The sequence below is a fragment of the Pseudomonas sp. TE3910 genome, assembly GCF_056279025.1.
This window is the reverse complement of sequence record NZ_JBWBQN010000001.1, coordinates 1440082-1460636: the sequence shown is the minus strand read 5'-3', so window position 1 is coordinate 1460636 and position 20555 is coordinate 1440082. Positions and strand designations below refer to the sequence as shown.

14 protein-coding genes are annotated in these 20555 nt (G+C 60.4%); 1 reads left to right on the top strand and 13 read right to left on the bottom strand.

Annotated elements, in window-relative coordinates:
• Positions 1–60 precede the first annotated feature (60 nt).
• The 13 genes from ACZ9H3_RS06385 to ACZ9H3_RS06325 form a co-directional block, all read right to left on the bottom strand.
• Complete coding sequence (locus ACZ9H3_RS06385; protein WP_065761136.1) at positions 61–546, bottom strand: flavin reductase family protein; 486 nt, start codon at positions 544–546, stop codon at positions 61–63.
• Positions 547–558: 12 nt separating this feature from the next.
• The gene (locus ACZ9H3_RS06380) at positions 559–2040 is read right to left on the bottom strand and encodes an aldehyde dehydrogenase (protein ID WP_065761137.1); all 1482 of its coding nucleotides are present in this window, start codon (positions 2038–2040) and stop codon (positions 559–561) included.
• A complete protein-coding gene (locus tag ACZ9H3_RS06375; protein ID WP_065761138.1) occupies positions 2037–2870 on the bottom strand; it encodes an alpha/beta fold hydrolase in 834 nt (277 codons plus the stop codon). Before ACZ9H3_RS06375 ends, ACZ9H3_RS06380 begins: the two co-directional genes overlap by 4 nt.
• Before the next feature lie 25 nt (positions 2871–2895).
• Positions 2896–3486, bottom strand: coding sequence for an amino acid synthesis family protein (locus ACZ9H3_RS06370; RefSeq protein WP_065761139.1), 591 nt, complete (start codon positions 3484–3486; stop codon positions 2896–2898).
• A gap of 235 nt (positions 3487–3721) precedes the next feature.
• Complete coding sequence (locus ACZ9H3_RS06365) at positions 3722–4975, bottom strand: ferredoxin reductase family protein (RefSeq protein ID WP_476220132.1); 1254 nt, start codon at positions 4973–4975, stop codon at positions 3722–3724.
• 209 nt (positions 4976–5184) lie between these two features.
• Entirely contained in the window at positions 5185–5964 is a 780-nt protein-coding gene (locus ACZ9H3_RS06360) for a hypothetical protein (protein ID WP_476220131.1), read from the bottom strand.
• Positions 5961–9422: a T6SS effector BTH_I2691 family protein gene (locus ACZ9H3_RS06355; RefSeq protein WP_476220130.1), complete on the bottom strand. Its 3462-nt coding sequence runs from the start codon at positions 9420–9422 to the stop codon at positions 5961–5963. The genes ACZ9H3_RS06360 and ACZ9H3_RS06355 overlap by 4 nt, the downstream gene beginning before the upstream one ends.
• Positions 9423–9863: 441 nt before the next feature.
• Positions 9864–11195 carry a TolC family outer membrane protein gene (locus ACZ9H3_RS06350; protein ID WP_102051931.1) on the bottom strand — a complete coding sequence of 444 codons (1332 nt, stop codon included), beginning with the start codon at positions 11193–11195 and terminating at the stop codon, positions 9864–9866.
• Position 11196: 1 nt separating this feature from the next.
• Entirely contained in the window at positions 11197–12516 is a 1320-nt protein-coding gene (locus ACZ9H3_RS06345) for an HlyD family type I secretion periplasmic adaptor subunit (protein WP_245704425.1), read from the bottom strand.
• A gap of 23 nt (positions 12517–12539) precedes the next feature.
• On the bottom strand, positions 12540–14249 hold the full coding sequence (locus ACZ9H3_RS06340) for a type I secretion system permease/ATPase (protein ID WP_065761914.1): 1710 nt from the start codon (positions 14247–14249) through the stop codon (positions 12540–12542).
• A gap of 166 nt (positions 14250–14415) precedes the next feature.
• Positions 14416–17574 carry a beta strand repeat-containing protein gene (locus tag ACZ9H3_RS06335; protein ID WP_476220129.1) on the bottom strand — a complete coding sequence of 1053 codons (3159 nt, stop codon included), beginning with the start codon at positions 17572–17574 and terminating at the stop codon, positions 14416–14418.
• 406 nt (positions 17575–17980) lie between these two features.
• The gene (locus ACZ9H3_RS06330) at positions 17981–18538 is read right to left on the bottom strand and encodes a cytochrome b (RefSeq protein ID WP_102051929.1); all 558 of its coding nucleotides are present in this window, start codon (positions 18536–18538) and stop codon (positions 17981–17983) included.
• Positions 18539–18653: 115 nt separating this feature from the next.
• Complete coding sequence (locus tag ACZ9H3_RS06325; protein ID WP_065758618.1) at positions 18654–19352, bottom strand: YoaK family protein; 699 nt, start codon at positions 19350–19352, stop codon at positions 18654–18656.
• 216 nt (positions 19353–19568) lie between these two features.
• Here ACZ9H3_RS06325 and ACZ9H3_RS06320 point away from each other — a divergent pair, with 216 nt between their 5' ends.
• Entirely contained in the window at positions 19569–20534 is a 966-nt protein-coding gene (locus ACZ9H3_RS06320; protein WP_330523361.1) for a toxin-antitoxin system YwqK family antitoxin, read from the top strand.
• The last annotated feature ends 21 nt before the right edge of the window (positions 20535–20555 follow it).

Genomic DNA, 20555 nt, shown 5'->3' with positions numbered 1-20555 from the left:
CCGGAATAAAAAGGGGCCGCTACCGAGGGGGAGGGTAGCGAGCGGCCCCGGAGTAAACGCTTAGGTCAGGGTGGGCAGCGCGCCCAGCTTGCCTTTGTGGTAGATCATCGGCGTGGCTGGCTGATCGGGCAGGATCAGGTTTTTTACCGCGCCGACGATGATGGCGTGATCGCCGCCGTCGTATTCGCGCCAGAGCTCGCACTCAATGATCGCAGTGGCCTTGCTCAGCAAGGGGTTGCCCAACGCACTGAGGTGCCACTCAATGCCTTTGGCCTTGTCTTTGCCCTTGCCGGCAAAGGCATAGGCTTCGGCCTGCTGATCGGCTGCGAGCAAGTGAATGGCAAACTGCTTGCTGTTGCGCAGAATCGGGTAGGTATCAGACGCGTAGTTAGGGCAGAACAGGACCAGTGCCGGGTCAATCGACAACGCGCTGAACGCGCTGGCGGTGATGCCGACGATGTCACCCTGCGCGTCCAGGGTGGTGACCACTGTCACCCCGGAAGGGAAGGAGCCCATGACTTCTTTGTAAATGCCGGGTTCGATCATGATGCAGGTCTCCTAGCGCATGACAAACGGGTCGGGCATCGGTGCTTGCGAGAGGTTGATCCATACCGTTTTCAGTTCGGTATAGGCCAGCACCGATTCGATGCCGCTCTCGCGACCGTAGCCGCTGTTCTTGAAGCCGCCGATAGGCGCCATGGCCGATACCGCGCGGTAGGTGTTGACCCAGATGATGCCGGAGCGTACGTCCCGGGCCAGGCGATGGGCGCGGCCCAGATCGCGTGTCCAGATACCGGCAGCAAGGCCGAATTGCGAGTCGTTGGCGATTGCCAGGGCTTGGGCTTCGTCCTTGAAACGAATCACCGAGGCCACTGGGCCGAACACCTCTTCCTGCATGATCTTCATCGAGTTGCTGTCGCACTCGAACAGGGTCGGCTCATAGAACCAGCCTCCGCCGGCAATGTCCGGGCGCTTGCCACCCAGGCGCAGACGAGCACCTTCGGCCAGGGCATCGGCCACCAGGCCTTCGACGACTGCCAGTTGTTGGGCCGTGGCCATCGGGCCCATCTCGGTGCTGTCGTCCTGCGGGTTGCCGATACGAATGCGTTTGGCGCGGGCAATCAGGCGCTCGACGAACTCATCGTAAATTTCGTCCTGAACCAGCAGGCGCGAACCGGACACGCAACTCTGGCCGGAGGCCGCATAGATACCCGCGATGGCTCCGTTGATTGCACTGTCGAGGTCTGCGTCGGCAAAGATGATGTTGGGCGATTTGCCGCCCAGCTCCAGCGACAGCTTGGCAAAGTTCTCGGCGCTGCTGCGTACCACGTGGCGCGCCGTGGCCGCACCACCGGTGAAGGCAATCTTGCGCACCAGGGGGTGACGGGTCAGTGCAGCACCCGTGCTGGGGCCGTAACCGGTCACGACGTTGACGACGCCAGGCGGAATGCCGGCTTCCAGGGCCAAGCGTGCCAGCTCAAGAATAGTCGCCGAGGCATGTTCGGACGGCTTGAGCACGATGGTGTTACCTGCGGCCAATGCTGGCGCCAGTTTTATCGCGGTCAGGTACAGCGGGCTGTTCCACGGGATGATCCCGGCCACGACGCCGATGGGCTCGTGCACGGTGTAGGCAAACATGTCCGGCTTGTCCAGCGGCAGCGTGCCGCCTTCGAGCTTGTCGGCCAGGCCCGCGGTGTAGTGGAAGAACTCTGGCAGGTAGCCCACCTGGCCGCGGGTTTCGCGGATCAGTTTGCCGTTGTCGCGACTTTCCAGTTGTGCCAGTTGCTCTTTGTTCTCGGCGATCAGATCGCCAAGGCGGCGCAACAGCTTGCCTCGAGCGGTAGCGCTCAGGCCCCGCCAGGCTGCGCCCTCGAAGGCTGCCTGGGCCGATTGAACGGCACGTTCGACATCGGCTTCGTCAGCATCGGGCAGCACCGCCCAAGGCTCGGCGAGCGCCGGGTTGAGGCTTTCAAACGTCTTGCCGTTAAGGGCATCGACCCATTCGCCGCCGATGCACATCTGGAAGCGTGCGAGTGTCATGCAACGATCCCCTCTATCTGGTTGTGTTGGTTTTGTGCGTTATCCAGAAAGTTCAGCAGCACCTGATTGACCAGGCGCGGCGACTCTACCGGCATCATATGCCGCTGTTCGTCGAGTATTGCCACTTGTGCGCCGGGAATGCGCTCGGCCAATTGCCGGGCCATCTCCGGGGTCGAACCGGGGTCCAGTTCGCCGGTGGCAATCAGGGTGGGCACCCGAATGCTGCCGAGGTCGTCAGCGCGGTACATGTCCTGCGTGGCGAACAACTCGTAGGTGGTCAGGTAGCCTTGTGGATCATTGCTGGCCAGTGTCTGGCGGATGGCTGCGATCTGTGCCGGGTTGGCAGCCTGATACTCGCGGCTGAACCAGCGTGACAGCGCCGCTTCGGCATTAGCGTCCGGCCCGTGCTCAGCGGCCTGGGCGGTTCGCGCAATGACGCCAGCGCGTTGTTCCAGGCTACGGTTGAACACGCTGTTAAGGATCACCAGCCCCTGCACGTGCTGCGGATAGTGCAGCGCAAAGGCGCGAGCGACCAGCCCGCCCATGGAGAAGCCAATCACGGTCGCCCGCGGCAGCTCAAGGTGCTCAAGCAACTCCAGCAACTGATCGGCATAGCCCAGCAGGTCGGTGCCAGTGGGCGGGCGCTGGCTGGCGCCATGCCCGAGCATGTCGTAGGCAATGACACGGTACTTTGTGGCCAGGCCTACGATCTGCCCGCCCCACATTTCTTTATTCAGGCCCACGCCGTGGATCAATATCACGGGCTGGCCTTGGCCGGTCGCCAGGTAACTGGTGCCAGCCGGTGTGCGTTCAGCAGTGAGCCGAATCATGGAGCGCTCCTACATGCTGTGTGGGTTACTGCGCTTTCTCAGCGGCCAGTTCTTCCAGATCGATGTAGCGGTTGCCGATACGCGGGTGCAGGCGGCCACCGTCGGCGCAACCCAGGACCACAACGATTTCGTCGGCACGCGGTGCATCTTCGATCTGCATTTCCAGCGTGATGTAGTGCGAACGCAGACCCTCATCGTCCTTGTGCATCATCGGAATCTGGATCGAAGTGCCAGGGCCACCGCGCTTGTTGGTGAAGCTCAGGTAGCTTTTGGCCTTGACCGCTTCACGGTAATGATTGCCAAAGCGCAGGGTATGGATGACAGCGGAAGCGTGCTCGATTTCACCGTCGGCACCGACGACGGCCGCCTTGCCGTAGGCTTCGATCTTTTCCGCGCCGCCAATGGTTGCCACCAGCCGCTCAACCATCAGGGCACCGAGGTCGGAGCAGTTGGCACGGATTTCCGGCTTCAGGTCTTCAACGAAGCCGCGGCCCAGCCAAGGGTTCTTGATGACCACAGCCAGCCCGACCATGGTCACCGGCTTGTCTGCAGCTTTACCGCCTTCGATGAAGGTTTCTTCGACATAGCTGACGATTTTGCGAATTTCAAAACTCATGAGCGGCTCCATCTGAGGGAATAAGGTTTGTGCGTATGATGGTATACCATAATACTGTAAGCGCAAGTCCCTCAGATGAGTTTGTAGAGCAAGAAGGCGACAGATGGCCTGCAAACAGGGATTCCGCTGTCTGCTGGAGGTGTGCTGGGAGGGCGAGGGGGAAAGGCGAGGGCGTGATGTAGCTGCTACGCCAATCGGCCTTGGCGTAGCATCGCGAGAGATTCAGTGATGGCTGTTAGCGGAATTCGAAGAACTCATAACGCAGATTGCCTTCTGGAATCCGCTGTTCGCGCATCAGTTCCTTGACTTGGGCCAGCAGCCCTTTGGGGCCGCAGAAGCTGATCTGGATGTGCCCTGGATTGGTTTCGCCAGCAACCCGGCGCAAGGTCTCAGCCAGTTTGTCGGCGCTGCTGTCATGGCCGACAAACTCGGCGCCGCGTTCTTCAGCCATCGTTTTCATCTGCTCGACACTGGGGAACGCCCGTGAAGGGTTGAAGCAGTAAACCAGCGTGACATTGTCGAAGCGCTTGGCAGCTTTGTCCTGCAACCAGGAAACGAACGGCGAAATGCCCACCCCGCCACCAATCCAAATTTCCCGCTGAGCATCGGGCAGGCGCTTGAAGTGCCCGTAAGGGGCATAGATATCCGCCAGCATGCCGACCTTGACCTGTTTGCGCAGCGCCTGGGTGTAGTCGCCCAAGGCGCGGATCACGAAGTGGATATGGCCGTTGTCTTTATGGGCGCTGGCGATCGTGAACGGGTGGGGCTCACGCAAGCCCTTTTCCTTCATGGCCAGGAATGCGAATTGCCCGGCCTTGAACGGGAAGCCGCGATGGACCGGTGCCAGTTCCAGGTGCAGGGAGCCTTTGGCAATGGACACCGCAGCAACCTTGTACTCGCCGGCTGTGGCAATGAAGGGGTAGAGCACCAGCTTGTACAGGGCAGCAATGACCCCCAGGCCACAGAGTACGGCCAACCAGATGCCGGAAGGGCTGTTCAGGGTAATCGGTGACTTGAAGCTCAGCCAATGGGCAATGACGATCAGGAACAGCGGGCCAGAGAGTTTGTGCCACCAGCGCCAGACGCTATAGGGGATGTTTCGGTTCAGGGCCAGCAACACGATCATGCCCAGTGCCACATAGCTCAGTTGGCGCACCATGCGCGTCCAGTACTTGGAAAACTCCACAATCGCAGCACTGTTCCAGGCGTCCAGGTTGGCTTTGAACACCAGGTGGTAGCTGGCAAAGACCAACGCCCAGATGCCCAGCCATTTGTGCGTTTCATACACCCGATCCAGCCCGCCGAACAGTCGCTCGATGAGATGCCAGCGAGCGGCCAGCAGGCATGAAACCGCCATGTTGGCCAACGCCGCAGCGCCCAGCACCAAGCTGAGGGTGGCCGAGGTCATCCAGGTATCGGAAGGAATTTCGAGCAAAATGGTGAGCGTGGTGATCAGCAGGATACCCACGACGCAGTGCCAGCTTTTCAAACGGTTAGCCTCCAGTTATCAACGTTAATAGCTTAACGGTTTTCGAGGCGGTCGGCGCTGACCTGGGTCACGGGTGTCACGACGGTGTCAGTAATAACGCTACTGTAGTTCCGTGCCTTGATGCTCCAACCCAGTATGTCAGCACGGACTTCACGTTAGATAAACCGCTGACTGCGGTCATTTAGCCGTCTCCGTCCGACCAGTGCGCGTTAACCACGGTCAACGTGCCTGTCGACTCGAGGTACATTCGGGAGGTGCTGCTCAACAAGCTCCAGGATCGACTCGAACGCTTTACGCTTGGCAAACAGTGGGAAGGTACTGCGCGAGTGTTTGTTCAGATAATCGTTGTACCAAGCGAACTCCAAGCCAACCAATTTTTGCTTTCGGTCTATGGCTACCTCTGTAAACCTCGACCACTCGTAGGTATGGTGATGAAAGTCTGTATGCAAATCACGGTAGCGTGCTGAGTTCATGGAGGCATGTGTCAACATCACGCTACCGGATCCGCCAATAGCACCGATCAGAAGCGCCGGATCGTTATATGCACTTGCCATACACATAAATGCAATCGCCGTGAATGCTGCCAAACCCTTCAAGAAAGTGAGTGTCCACTCCGGAAAAACTTTCCACTTGCAAAATTCTGCTCCAGACTTTGTAAAACGGTAGGCAAAATTCATGCGTTGATGGGTCATGCACGACACAACAGATGCGATGAAGAAGAAAAAACACACGCAAGATAATGTTCGCCAGGGCTCACTAGTGCCTTCATAAACGTCATACATGATGAGGCACATTGCAGAGGTAAAAAAAAGCATGAAAATAAAAATCCCATTAGCAACAACGGTATTGTAGTTTCGCGCTTTTATCCTCCAGCTCAGCAGTTCAGATTCATGTTCATACTTCCACGTCAGTTGCGGCGGTAGTTCTCGTGGCGTGGCCCAGTTACCCAGTAGGGACTTCACGCGAGACAACCCTTCTGAAACCTTCATTTCGCCATCCCCTCTGGCACCTGAAGGTTCAACCCATAGAGGCTGTGTTTCTCCAACTTCTGTTCTTCAGGCAGCATGTCCGTGAACAGCGTATTTTTGCGCTCGGCCTCACGCAAATCGTCGCGTAGGGCCACGCGGAACATGTAGCCACGGGCGTCTGCGCGTTGATTGAACGATGATGGGTAATGCACCTCCAGCTCCAGCGCTGCATTGCTCTTGGGTGTCGCCACCCAGGCCTGCCATACGCGGTGTTGATCCTTGGCCTGATAGGCAAAGTCGCTCTGTAATTGCTGGCCACCGGCGGCCTCCGGCAGTTGCCCGGCCAGCTCAGGATCAACCCAATGACCGCGCAGAAAGTGCTCGTAGAGTGGGCTCTGCTGCTGCGGCGTGTGATAGACCGGCGAGCCTTCGCTGTCGATCACCACCGGTTGCAGTTGGACAATACTGCCCGCCAGCGTAGCGGGGAGCAGCAGTTGCACCCAGAACCCCAGGCAACGTTGTGGCCCTCGGTCCGGGTAGGTGTATACCGCTCGGGCCCAGACGCTGGGTCGCTGCAGGATCTCCAGCAGGGCCGTGAGTTGGGTTTTATGGCCGTCAATGCCCACCCAGGTCTCTTCCGGGGCCTTGCCCCAGCTACAGCGGTACAGCCACAGCCTTAGGCCTTCACGCTTGTAGCGATTGGCATGTATTGAAAACAGCAGATAGGCAATGCCGAGTGCGCCCAGAACAATGGTGACCGGTGAGGACATGATCCAGGCGAAGTTGAGCCAGTAACCCAAGATAGCACCAGCTAACTGTGCAGTTGCCACACTGCTCATCCCTACAAGAGCCCCCCACTTCAGTTTGAGTAAACGTTTTTCCTCCTCGCTACTCGCCCCCGCAATATCCTTGGACACCTGCCACGCTTCAACACCCGCCGCAATTGCACCAAGCGCCGCCCAGGTCGCCGTGCGGGCAATCAACCGCTTGGCGGCCTGCGCGAAGTTGATGTCGCCTTGAGCCAGCCATGCCCTGGCGCCCGCTTTCGTAAGTTTCGTGATCTCGTTGCCCAACGGCGCAGACATCCCCTGCGCCCGATTCCACGCCGGGCCCACGCACACCGCCATCATTGCGTTACTGGTATAGGCCGCATTGGCGGTCATCATCCGCAGTTCGCTGTTGTTGAACAGGCCGTCGGCACTCGCTTGTTCAAGGCTGTACAGGGTGTTCCAGACATTCAGCCCGACCAGCATCAGCGGCAGCGACTGGCCGAAGTGCTTGCCCATCCATTCGCGGCTGCGGGCGTTGAAGCGCTCGCGTTGTTGGCTTTTGAGGCGGTGCTGGGCCAGGGCCTCCTGCTGCCCGAGGTCGCCCAGTTGTTGGTGGAGGTGGTCGACATGCACGTTCAGGCGGTTGACCGGGGACAGTGTGAACAGCAGTTGATGCGGCCGGCTGAAATGCAGGTCCTGCAGTTGCAGGGTCAAGCTGCGTAACGCGGTGCGGGTCGCAGCCTGATCGTGAGGCGCGCCGGGACGTGTCAGCGTGCGCTGCTGGGCGTCGATCTGCTGTTGCAGGCCAAGCACCTGCTGCTGCCAGCGGCGGAACTGCGCCTTGAAGTCGGGGTTGAAGCGCAGTTGGGTAGCGTCAGAGGCCTGGGTCGAGATCAAGGCCTGGGTAACGACTTGGGTGAGCACGTCCGTCGCGCTGGCGTAGGCTCGTTGCAGGGCCGGCGCCAGGGTCATGCTCAGGGTGTGCCAGGCCCCTTCGGCACTGCTGTTGGCCACCGTCACCAGGGTGTCGAACGCCTGCCGGGCCGTCGTGCTCAGCGCCTGGTAGGCCTTGCTCTGCTTGACCGAGGGCAAGTCGAGCACGCCTTTGAGTTCGTTCGCCCGGGTGGCAACGCTGGTGACATCCGCCGGGTTGCCGGGGTCGACGGGGAGTGTGCTGCCATCGCCCTGGCTACGGCCATCGAGCAGGCCGGTGGTGGCGAAGTTGTGCGCAACCGTGCGTACCAGTGTGGCAATTTCCGGGTTGAAGTTGAACAGCGCCGTGCCCAGCAGGGTGCTCGGTTTCACCGCCTGTCGGCACAGCCAGTCCTGCCCGGCCTCGCCGCCGCCCAACAGGGTCGCGAGGCCTTCGGCAGTCTCCAGCAAGGCGCGGCTGTGGGCCGGGTTGCAGGTGTCTAAGAACAGGGTGTCGGCATTCGGTGCAAGCCGCTCCAGCCAGTTGAGCAGGTCACGTTCGCTGCGCTGGGCATGGGCCTCAAGCTGGGCCGCCTGGGCCGTGGCTCGGCTCAGGAAGCCTTGCAGTTCATCGAAGTGGACGTCTTCGCGCCACAGGCGTTTGTCGCGCCACTCGGCCAGGGTGCGCCGCCAGGTGCCGGGGTGCGGGAGTGTGCCCCAACGCTGAATGAACGTCGCCTCATGTGCCTCGATCTCCCAGCGCCACGTCTCGATCATGGGCGCATCACCCGCACTGCCAACCACACGGGCTCGCTCGGCTTCATCATCGGCCTTGAGCAACGTGTACAGGTCATCGGTGTAGGCGCGGGTCAGCGCCGGGTCCTGGGCGACGTGCGCGGGTAGCAGCGGGGTGCAATCAAAGCCGCACAGTGCTTGTACCGCCGTGGCCGTTTGCAGTTTCTCCTGGTGTTCCTGCTCGAACAGTGCCTTTTCCAGGCGCCGCCCGGTGAGGTTCAGGCTCAGGTCGTCAATCAGCGCCAACGGGTCGTCGAGGGCGATGAACAGTGCCGTGTGCTGGTCTGGCACGTAGCCACGAATCAGCGCTTCCTCGAAATCCCGCTTGAACGGCCGGTCGGGGTCGGATGGGTCGGCATCGGTGGGCAGCGTGGTGCTGAGCAGGTTCGGTGCGGGCTGGTCCTGTACGCGGATATCGGCCACGCTCTGGCCCAGTTGCACCAGTGGTGCACCGTGGGCAACCTGGTAGGTGTCGCAGTAATCCGGCAGGTCGAGGTCGCGCAACCAGGGCGTTTGCAGGCCACCGGAACGCATGGCCTCGCACAGCCGCCAGGTCCATTGCACCGGCGAAAAGGCCAGGCGCAAGATGCTGCGGCGGGGGTACAGCAGGTAAGGCCGTGATTCGCCGGGGTTGGTTCGCAGGTCCTGGCCAATTTCCAATGCGGTCCAGGTGTGGCGGATAAACAGCCGCCCGATGACCTGGTACTCGTGGAAGGTCTTGTCGACGCTGTCCCAGACATACAACCAGCCGTCCCGCAGTTGGCGCAGGGTGTAGCTGCGGGTTTTCAAGGTGGGCTGGAGCTTGGGTGCCCAGCCTTTGGGCAGTGGATGCGGGCCTTGTGCCTGGCCTTTTTCCGGGGACGCGTCAATCGCGTAGCGCACTGGAAAGATGGCAACCTCGGGGGATTTCAGCGGGCAACAGCCGCGCCCCACCGGAACATTGTCAAAGGCTTGCCTGAGACGCGCCTGCCTAAGCTCTGCCGGACTGGCTTCCTGATTCATGTTGCATCCTTGTCTAATTCGATTGCCAGGCAGTGGTCATCCATGAAGGGCGTGCCGACAGTGGCCTTGCTGACTGCAGTGGTAATGAGTGGGGTGCTCGCCCATAGCGGAACACCTCGAATGGCAAAGGATTGGAACGCTAGCAGATGCACTTCTGGAGGGATGTAGGACGCTTCCGAAAGTTGTTACAAGGCCGGTGTCGGCAGCTGCGTCTCACATTGTCGGGAGAGGGCGGGAAGGGGGCAAAGGTCGAGGTTACCGTCTGGGCAATGATTGAACGCGCGGCTCAAGCTGTTGCCGGGGGATGAGCTGGTATCCGGTCCGGTTGCTACCGGTATCGAAAGCCCCTGCAGGTGCTCATCCCTGCAGGTTAGCGTATCCAGAGCGGTGTATCGGGAGCGGAAGACGAACTGTCAGGGCACTCAGGCCGCTTGTGCAGCACTAGAGTGGCTCTACGAGCCACTCGTTGGCCTTGCGGATATCGGCTTGTGCCAAGCGTCCGCTCCAGCGGTGCAGCACCAGCATGCTGGTGATGAAGCGGTACTGCGCCTGGTAGAGGTCACGGCGGGCGCGGAACTCTTCCTTGATGCTGTAGAGCACATCGACTGCATTCTTGACCCCGTAGCCAAAGGCTTTTTCCGTCGAGATGCGTGACTTCGTTGCCGATTCCAGCGCGCGGCGGGTGGCCTTGATACGTCCGAGTTCGGCGCTCATGCCGATGTAGGCTGTACGGGTTTCCTTGATGATCTCGCGGCGCAGGGCTTCCATTTCCTGCTGGGCGGCGTCCTTGTCGCCTTCCGAGCTGACCACGCGGGCGCTGGTGGAGCCGCCGCTGTACAGCGGTACTTGCAGGTCGAGGGACGCGACATAGTTTTCCGAGCGCGGTGTCAGGGTGCCTTCATAGCCGATGTCGCTGCGCAGTGCGGTCAGGTTCAGCCCAAGACGGGGCAGGTGCCCGGCCTTGGCTTCGGCGATTGCCGCATCGGCGGCATTGACGCTTTGTTGGCGGGCCAGCAGTGCCGGATTGCTGCTCAGGGCCGCTTCTACCCAGTAATCCTGGGCTTGAGCCGGCAGGCTGAAACTCGGGTTGTCGCCCAGCCGTTTGAGCGGTTCCTGAACGTCACGCCCTACCAGTTCGGAGATGGCCTCGCGGCTGTTCGCGACCTTGTTGCCTGCCTCGATCTCATCGGCCAGCAGCGTGTCGACCCGTGCCTCAAGATCGTTTACGTCGGTGATCATCGCCATTTGCCGGGCGAACATGGCTTTCACTTGCTTGAGGTTGCGCTCGGTCGCGCTGCGTTCGCTACGCACCAGGGAAAGCTCGTCCTCGGCGGCGAGCACGGCAAAGTAACGTTCGGACAAGTCGATGCTGGCTTGTACCTGAGTGTCGTCCGACTCGTACTCACGCTGCTTGGTCAGTTGCGTGTACTTCTGGTAGCTGCGCCAGACCTGCGGGTCATAGATCACCTGATTCAGGCTCAGGGTAGCGCGCCGACCGGTGTACTCGGTTCGGCTCAGGTCGTCATCACGCCGGCTACGGTTGACGCTGGCACCGGCGCTGAGCTGCGGCAGGAGTTGGCCAAACGCTTCGCGCTGGCGGCCTTCGCCACTGCGAATCAAGGCGTTCGCACGCAGTATGCGTGGGTCGGCGCTGCTGGCCTCCTGCTGCAGTTGCCAGAGGTCAACGGCGTGGCCTGCGGCGCTGCTTTCAACTGGGCTGTTGGCCAGTGCTGCCAGTGGCACGGTTAAGCACATCGCGATCAGGTACTTCATGTCAGTCCTCGATCAGCGAGCGGGCGAAGGCATTGCTGGCAGGTTGTATCAGGTACTGCAGCAGGGTACGGGCGCCGGTGTTGATCAGGACTTCGGCAGGCATACCCGGTACCAGCGCCAGGTTGCCGAGGGTTTTTCGACCCGTTTCGGTCAGCGCTACACGGGCCAGGTAATACGCCGTCCCGGTCTCCTTGTTGGTCAGGCGGTCGGCGGAGACCTGCAGCAACTGCCCCTCGATGACCGGGGTTGCGCTGCTTTTGAAGGCGCTGAAGCGAATGTCCACCAACTGACCGACCACGATACGGTCGATATCGGTGGGCGATAGCTGTGCTTCGACAATCAGTTCTTCGTTGGCCGGAACAATGTCCATCAGCGGCGTGCCCGGGTTTACCACACCGCCCAAGGTATGCACGGTCATGCCCATGACCATGCCCGACTCTGGTGCCAGCACTTCCGTGCGCTTGTCGCGGTCTTGTACGGTGGCCAGTCGCTCGCGCAGGTCGTAGATCTTGGTGCGCGTTTCACCCAGTTGCCCGGCAACTTCGGTGGCGAAGGTCTTTTTCAACTGGAGAATCTTCAGCTCGGCTTCACCGATTTGTACCTGGGCGCGGGCGCTGGCTGATTGATGCTCGACCACTTCGGCCTGCAGGCGCGCGAGGCTGCGCTCCTGTTCGCGCAGGCGCTGTTTATCAACGTAGCCTTCGGCCAACAAGGCGCGCAGGTCGACGATTTCTTCCTGGTAGGAGGTGGCCAGTGTCTGTTTGCTGGCGATGATCGCCCGGAAGCCGCGAATCTGTTCCTCGATCTGACGGATCGCTTTTTCCTGTATGCCGATCTCGCCCAGCAGCCCGTTGCGGCGGGTCTGGAAGATACGCGCTTCACTGTCGCGGGCTTCGCGCACGCGTGGATCACTGGCGTCGAGGTCGGGCACGGCGGCAGGCTCTGCCAATCCGTCGCGTTCGGCGACCAGTCGTGCTTCCAGTTCGCGTGCGGCGATCAGTTGGCTGCGCATCATCTCTGTCTCGGAGCGGGCCTGGGTGTTGTCCAGGACCAGCAAGACGTCGCCTGCCGTTACTCGGTCGCCGTCGTGTACCCGCAGTTCGCGGACGATGCCGCCTTCCAGGTGTTGCACGGTCTTGCGGTAACTTTTAACGGTGACGACACCGGGCGCCAGTGCAGCGCTTTCCAGGGGGGCAAAGACCGCCCAGCCGCCGAACAGGCCAAAGGTCACCATCACAATAAGGAAACCGACACGACGGGTTGGCCGGTCATCGACAGGCAACTGCGCCGTAGTGACGGAGGCGTGCATAGAGTCTTGCATGGCGTTGATCATCTGCTTGTTCGTTAGGCCTGAGCGGTTTGCGCGTGCGCGGTTATATTGCTGTGCAGGTGCGCCCAGACCTTGTCGCGTGGCCCGTACAGGCTCAGTTCGCCTTGGCTCAACACCAGCAATTTATCCACGTTTGCCAGCACGCCCGAGCGGTGTGTGATGACAAATACCGTGGCACCGCTTTGCTTGAGTTTGCGCAAGGCTTCAGCGAGCATCTGTTCACCGGTGTCATCGAGATTCGAGTTGGGTTCGTCCAGTACCACCAGTCGCGGTGCCCGATACAGGGCGCGGGCCAGGCCGATACGTTGGCGCTGGCCACCGGAAAGCCCGCCGCCATTGGCGCCGATAAGGGTGTCGTAGCCCTGTGGCAATTGCAGAATCAACTCATGCACACCAGCCATTCGGGCCGCAGCGACAACGGCGGCAGCGTCGACTTCACCGAAGCGGGAAATGTTTTCGCTGATGCTGCCTTCGAACAACTCGATGTCTTGTGGCAGGTAGCCAATGTAGCGGCCCAGTTCGTCGCGTCGCCATTGGCTGATGTCGGCGCCGTCCAGGCGTACCGTGCCGGCCAGGCTTGGCCAGATCCCGAGTAGGGCGCGGGCCAGGGTCGACTTGCCGGCACCGCTGGGGCCGATGATACCCACGGCTTCCCCAGCAGCCACGCGAAAGCTCAGGTTACGCACCAATGGCGTGCGGTTGCCTGGCGAGCTGACGGAGAGGCTTTCGACCGTGATGGCACCGTGTGGTGCCGGCAGTGACATGCGCACCGGTTCAGCGGCAACTTTCTGCAGGAGTTCATGCAGCCGTGAGTACTGCGCACGCGCACCAACGAAGCCTTTCCAGATACCGATCAACTGGTCGATCGGGGCCAGGGCGCGCCCCAGCAGAATGGAGCCTGCGATCATCAAACCGGAAGAAATCTCATGCTTGATGGTCAGGTAGGCGCCCAGGCCCAGTACCAGTGACTGGACAATCTGGCGGAAGGTCTTGGAGACCGCCGCAATGGCACCAGCGCGATCGCTGGCACAGCTTTGTAGCATCAAGACCTTGTTGATTCGCTGGCTCCAGCGCTGGCGCAGGTCTGCAAGCATGCCCATCGATTCGACGACTTCGGCATTGCGCAGGCTTTTCTGGGTGAAGGTAGTGGCCGCCATCTGCTCGCGGTTGGCCGCTTGCAGGGGTGCCTGGGTGAGTTTTTCGTTGAGGTAGGCCAGCGCACCCAGCAGCAGGGCACTGATCACGCCCATCCAGCCATACCAGGGGTGGAAGATAAACATGACCGCCAGGTAGATCGGAATCCAGGGGGTGTCGAAAAAGGCGAACAGGCCATTGCCGGTCAGAAACTGGCGCAGGCTACTGAGGTCGTTGAGGGGTTGGGCTGACGCATTCATGCCGCCGCTGTTCAGGGCCTGCCTGAAGCTGGCATCGAACAGTCGCTGGTTCAGCAGGGTGTCCAGGCGGGTGCTGATGCGCACCATGATTCGCGAACGTACCCATTCCAGGCCGCCGAGGGTGACCATCAGCAGCAGCATGATCAGCGTCAACATCAGCAGTGTCGAGAGGCTGCCGCTGCCTACGGCGCGGTCATACACCTGGAGCATGTAGAAGGAGGGCACCAGCATCAGCAGGTTGACGAAAAAACTGAAGAAGCCGACCGAAAGAAAACTCTCCCTGCATGCTGCGAGGGCGCTTTCCAGTTCAGTTCTGGGTTGCGTTGACATGGTCCCTTACCTGAGGCCCGCGAGGGGTGTCTCAAAAATCATTGTCTGTAGAGTGAACAAATGCCCACCCCTGACGGACACACATCTGTGTTGGCCGTCAGGGGTGGGCACTAGTGTGTGCTGTCTCTGTGACCATCAAGGCCACAGAGACAGCTATCACTGATGCTTAGAGCACCAGGTCTGCAGCAGCCAGGGCAGTGACACCCACCAGCTTGATCGAGAAATCAGCGTTGTGGTCAGCGTTCGAGGTACCGTACAGCGTCACGGAAGAGCCATCCGTCACGTAGCGCAGTTCCTTGGCCGCCCCGCTGAAGTCGGCCGCTTCACCGATGAACGTGTAGCCCTTGAGCGCGGAGAAGTCGAGCTTGTCGCCTTTGCCTGGGCTCACTGCATGGGTGGTGAAGCCATGGACGACGTCCTGCTTGTTGTTCAGGCCCAGTTCCTTCAATGCATTGAACTTGATGGTATCGACACCGCTGCCGGCATAGAGCGTGTCGGCACCGGTGCCGCCGATCAGCACGTTGTTGCCACCATCGCCGGCATACAGGGTGTCGTTGCCCACGCCGCCATTGAGGGTGTTGTTGCCGGTGTTGCCCCACAGGGTGTTGTCTGCAGCATTGCCGGTCAGGGTGATGCCCAGTTTACCGGTCGCGCGTGCGTCGAGGTTTTCCAGGTTGGCGCCCAGCGTGATGGTTGCTTTGCCCTGGAAGGCGTTGACGGAAGCGTCGCTCATGCGCAGTGCCAGGGTGTCTAGGCCCTGTTTGGCACTCTCGATGACGGTGTCTTCGAGCACCACGGTCGCCTTGCCACCAGCGCCCTTGGCCAGCAGGTCGACGATGTAGGTGTCATTGCCAGCGCCGCCGACCAGCTTGTCAACGCCCGCACCGCCGTCCAGCGTGTTGTTCGCCGTGTTGCCGATGAGGGTGTTTTTCAGGGCGTTGCCGGTACCGTTGAGGGCACCATCAAGCAAGGTCAGGTTTTCAATGTTGGCCCCCAGTACGTAGTCGATGGAGGCGTTGACAGTGTCCGCACCTTGGTTGACGTTCTCGATCACACTATCGCCAGCGTTGTCGACGACGTAGGTGTCATTGCCCTTGCCGCCGATCAGGGTATCGACACCAAGGCCGCCGTTGAGGGTGTTGGCTACGTCGTTACCGGTCAGGGTGTTGCTCAGTGCGTTACCGGTCAGGCTGATCGCAGCCTTGGAGTCGACGATGGCGTTTTCAACGTTCGCGGCCAAGGTGTAGCTGTTCTTGAGGTAAGACACGACCCGCACGGTGTCGGTACCTTCGCTGGCGTTCTCGATGACCACATCCTTGTTGCTGTAGACGTAGTAGGTGTCATTGCCCGTGCCGCCCTTGAGGGTGTCGACACCTTTTTTACCGTCAAGCACGTCATCCCCGGCACCACCGCTGAGGGTGTTGTTGCCCATGTTGCCGATCAGGATATTGTTCTGCGCATTACCCGTCAGGTTAAACAGGCCTGCACCGGCCACGGTGACGTTCTCGAAGTTCAGCAGATTGTTTTGGTTCAAGTCGATGGTCAGTGCCTTGCCCTTGTTGACGTAGCCAACTTTCAGGGTATCGGTGCCCTCGTTCGCGTTTTCTTGAACCAGCGCCAGTTCGCCAACGTTGTCGAGCAGGTAGGTATCGTTGCCCTTGCCGCCGATCAGGGTGTCGATGCCGGCCTTGCCGTCAAGCAGGTTGTCGCCATCACTGCCGACGATCCGGTTAACCAGGGCGTTACCCGTCAGGCCAATGTTGAGCTTGCCGGTTGCGGAGGCATCGAGGTTTTCCAGGTTTGCACCCAGGGTCAGTGCGGCTTTACCGGCAAAATTCTGGGCCAGGTTGGTGTCCATGCGCAGCTTCAGGGTGTCGGAGCCCTTATTGGCAGTCTCGAGGACCGTGTCTTCCAGTACCACGGTTGCCTTGCTGCCTGCACCTTTGCTCCGCAGGTCAACGAGGTAGGTGTCGTCGCCGGCACCACCACTCAGCTTGTCGACACCGGCACCACCGTCCAGGGTATCGTTGCCTGCAGCACCGGTCAGGGTGTTCTTGGCGCTGTCGCCGATGATGACGTTGTTCAGTGTGTCGACGGTCGTGTCGACACCCAGCAGCTCGCCCGTGCTGCTGATGTTTTGCAGGTAGATTGCGGTCGGGCTGTCGTTTGTCTGGGTACCGGTTTCCCAACTGATGGAAATCGTGCCATCGTCCCGGACGGTCACTGCCGGGGTGTCCCAGAGGATTTCATCGACACCTGCGGTTGCGACCTTGATCGGTGTTGCATCGCTGGCCGTGCCGTCTGCGGCGAAGCGCTGGACATAGACATTGGCTTCGCCCATGGCGTATTCGTTCCAGGCCAGCAGGTAACCGCCATTCGGCAGTGAGGTGATGCTGGCGCCATTGACCGAATAAGCGCTCTCGACTTCCGATGGCGTGCCGACGGGATTGAACTGGCTGTCGTAGCGTTGGGTATGAATGACCCGGTTCATGCCGGAGGCGCTTTGGTCAACCCAACTGACCACATAGCCACCGGTGACGTCGACAACGTTGAAATAGGCAGCATTGCCATAGTTGCTGGTGACAGTGTCGAGGGTTTTTGCCGTGCCTGTGACCACCTTGCCATCGGCACCGATCTGGCTGATCAGGTACTTGGAGGTGTACTGATAGGTCGGCGGTGTGGTGGCGTCAATCACCTCGCCGCGTTCAACACTGTACGCCAGCCAGTAGCTACCGTTGCCGGTGGGCAGCACGGTCATGTCGTCCGCTTCGCCGTCGGCCGGATTGGCGGTGGCGAGGGTCTGCACAGTGCCGGCCACGTTGTTGGTGTACACCACGGCCTTGAGGTCGGAGGTGTCTTCGCGCTCGTCACCCGAAGGGCTTTCATGGGTCTCGCCCCAGGTGACGATGTATTGGGTGGCGCTCAGTACGGTGACTTTGGCGTCTTCAAGCTCAAGCGGGGAGGTGGTAACGACCACCGGGCTGCCGCTTTTATTGCCATTGGCATCGAACCGCTGGGTGTAAACGGTAGAGGTGTGGGTCGCATCATTTGCCGAGCTCCAGGCCAGAATGAACTGGCCATTGGGCAAGGCGGTGACCGATGGATCGTCGACATCGTTGGAGCGGATCTGGGTACTTTTCAGCAAGTCACCATTGGCCGCGTAGCGATTGACCACCATTCCCTCGAAGTCGGCGTTGTCCACCGACCAGGCAATTACATAGCCGTTGTCGGTAAGCCCCGTGAGGTTCGGGCTTTCTACGTTGCCGGAGGCGATGATGGCGCTGGTGTCCGTTTGATTTCCGTTAAATGTAACCGGGGTGCTCATATTCCATTTCCTTGCATGACCAGGTACGGCGCTGGTGCCGTGACGATCGGGTATTGGGATAAACAGTCGTGATTGGGCGTCAGTTCCGAGAACGGTTGTGTTTAGTGGTTATTCAAAGCGCAGCTTTTACCACCAGCAGGCCTTTGATGGTGGCATTCTGGCATTAACTAACGTTATGTAAAGCGCTTGGACGAGCTGCTCTGGTCGTCGCCTCGACAGGGAATTGCAACCTGTATCGGCCCATTCCAGGCAATCTTTAAGGCGAAATGGTTGCGCGCAGGCGTGCATTTTTCGGCAGACGTTTCAGGCGGGAGGTATACGGCGAGTGTCTATCGGGGGGATGGCCCGATGGTGGGAATGTCCTGGCGCACGCGTTACACGTACGGCGCCAGGACCCGATCAAACATTACTTCAGGCGAACCTGCTCTGGCAGCATGCGCTTGAGGGTGTTGTCGCGGTTGACGTAGTGGTGGAACAAACCAGCCACGGCATGCAAGCCGATCAGCCAGTAACCCGCCGAGCCGGCCAGTTCGTGCCACTCCTTGATTTGACCTGCCAGCTCAGGGTTCTTGCCAATCAGCGGGGGTAATTCCAGGCCGAAGAACGGGATGGGTTTACCGGCAGCGCTCAACACCAGCCAGCCGGCCAGCGGTGCGCCGATCATCAATGCATACAAGGCCAAGTGCATGAGATGGGACAGTGCCGTCTGCCATTGCGGTGGTGTCGGGGTGATTTTCGGCGTGGGGGCAATCAGGCGGCTGAGCAGGCGTATCCACACCAGAGTGAAGATGCCCAGGCCCAGCATGAAGTGCCATTGCTTGAGCAGTTCACGAGGCTCGCTGCCCTTGGGGAAATTGCCTTTGAGTTCTATGCAGGCGTACACGCCAACCATCAACACCAGCATCAGCCAGTGCAGGGCAATGGTGAGGCGACCATAGCGCTGTTCATTGTTGTTCCGCGTCATAACGATTCCCTAGTTTTGCGCGATTGTGGGTGGGTTCGCCGCAGACGGTAATCGGGGGAGCTTAAGCATAGCTTAAGGCCATGAGCTGTCGGGCAGCGGCGCCTCAGCTTCGGCCTCAGCGTGGCATGTAGCGCAGTTGCCAGCGTCGAGGGATCTTCAACGAGATCAGGCCGAGGCTGAGTGTCAGGAGCGCGCTGAACAACATGGCGCCCAGGCCAAAGGTTGTTTCCAGCAGGGCGCCGATGACGGCACCTACGAACATGCCGGTCCAGGGCACCAACTGCACACGCCAGCCGTGCCGACGCTCACCGAGCAACGTGCGGCCCAGGCCGCGGCCGAAGCGCGACAATGCCCCTGTGACGTAGGTCAGGCCGATGGGCAGGCCGTTCACTTCCTCCACCACGGTGTTCACCAGGCCCATGGCAACCACTGCGGTGACCAGTGCCAGCAGTTGCAGTGATGCGGGCAGGAGGGCGGTGATGCAGAGCAGAGTGGCAATTGTCAGCAGCAATGGCCATGGCCGACGACCGCTAAGGCGGGCGGCGATGACACCCAAGGCATTCCCCAGCACAAAGGCTGCGATCAGCAACACGATACGCAGGGCCGGGCCAAACTGCTGTTCGCCCAGTGAAACGGCGAGGCGGGTAGTGTTGCCACTCATGAAGGAGACGAAGTCGCCGGTGGCCATGAAGCCGATGGCGTCGGTCATCCCCGCGAGTACCGACAGGCCGGCAACAAAGTACAGGCCCACACGGCCGCGTAACTTCGCGGAATGAACGGTACGGACGCTGGTATGGGTTGAATCGGGCAGCATTGGTCCCCCTGAGTGAGCCTTGTAAATGAGCTGGAACCCTACACGCTCATTACGCCGTACCTGTATTTCTACCACAGCCGGGCAGCCCGGCAGTAATACCTTGGTCTATTGATCCGGCTCGCCGAGCCGGTGCGTCCCCCGTGCAGGCCGCTCCATGGAACTTAAGCGGCAAATGATGATCGATTGGCTGGCTGATCATCTGCACGCGGGGAACACATGTTCAAGAAAATAGCGGCTTCCCTACTGGTGGCCGGTTCCGTCTTGCTGGCGGGCTGTGGCAAAAGCATCGAGTTTCGCAATACCGAAATCGTCAACGGCGCCGTCTACGAAAAGGGTGCCAACCAGCCGTTGACTGGTGAAGTCACCAACTTTCCTGAGCGCTTGCTGGCCTTTCAGGTCGGGCATAACGACTTGCTCGACACACTGAACCGGCTGTTGAACCTGATCGGGAATACCTCCGATGGTTTGCTCGGGCAGAACCTGCTGTGCACCATCACGGTCGACGAAGGTCGGCTCGACGGGCCGGTGACCTGTTTTACCCCACGATCCACACTGGTGCGTTATCAGGCCCGCTATGCCGGCGGCACCTTCGAGGGTGAGACCACCGTCTTCAGCCATGACGGTAAGCGCACGCTTGCCAAAGGCCATCTGAAGGGCGGCCTGCTCGACGGTGAACTGGAAGTGCTCCATCCCGAGACCGGCAAGCCGCTGTACCGCGCCGAGTACAAGGATAACCAGACCCAGGGCACGATTGAGAGTTTCAGTGCCAAGACCGGCAAGCGGGTCCTGTCTGCTGGTGCGGTTGCAGGGAAGTACAACGGTCAGATGCAGCGCTTTACCGAGCAGGGCCAATTGATTTATCGCGGCACCTATGCCGACGGGGCAAAGGTCGGCTTGCATGAAGAGTTCTACCCCGACAGCGGCAAGCCATCGGTTTCAGCCGAATGGGCCAACGGTCAGCTCAATGGCGCGGTCAAGCAGTGGAATGCCCAAGGCACGCTGGTGGAAGAGTCCACTTACAAGGACGGCGTCAAAGTCGTCGCGCGGCCGACCGCTCGTGCCGCTGGCAGTGATGATTGCGTCAGCAAAATGGCGGCCGAGTACCGTAAGGAAGCGGGGGCGGCGGCAGTGGTGCGGGCCGGTATGCTGGATGAGTGGGCCGCCATGTGCCGTCAGCTTTGAGGCCTGAAAACACCCCCTTCG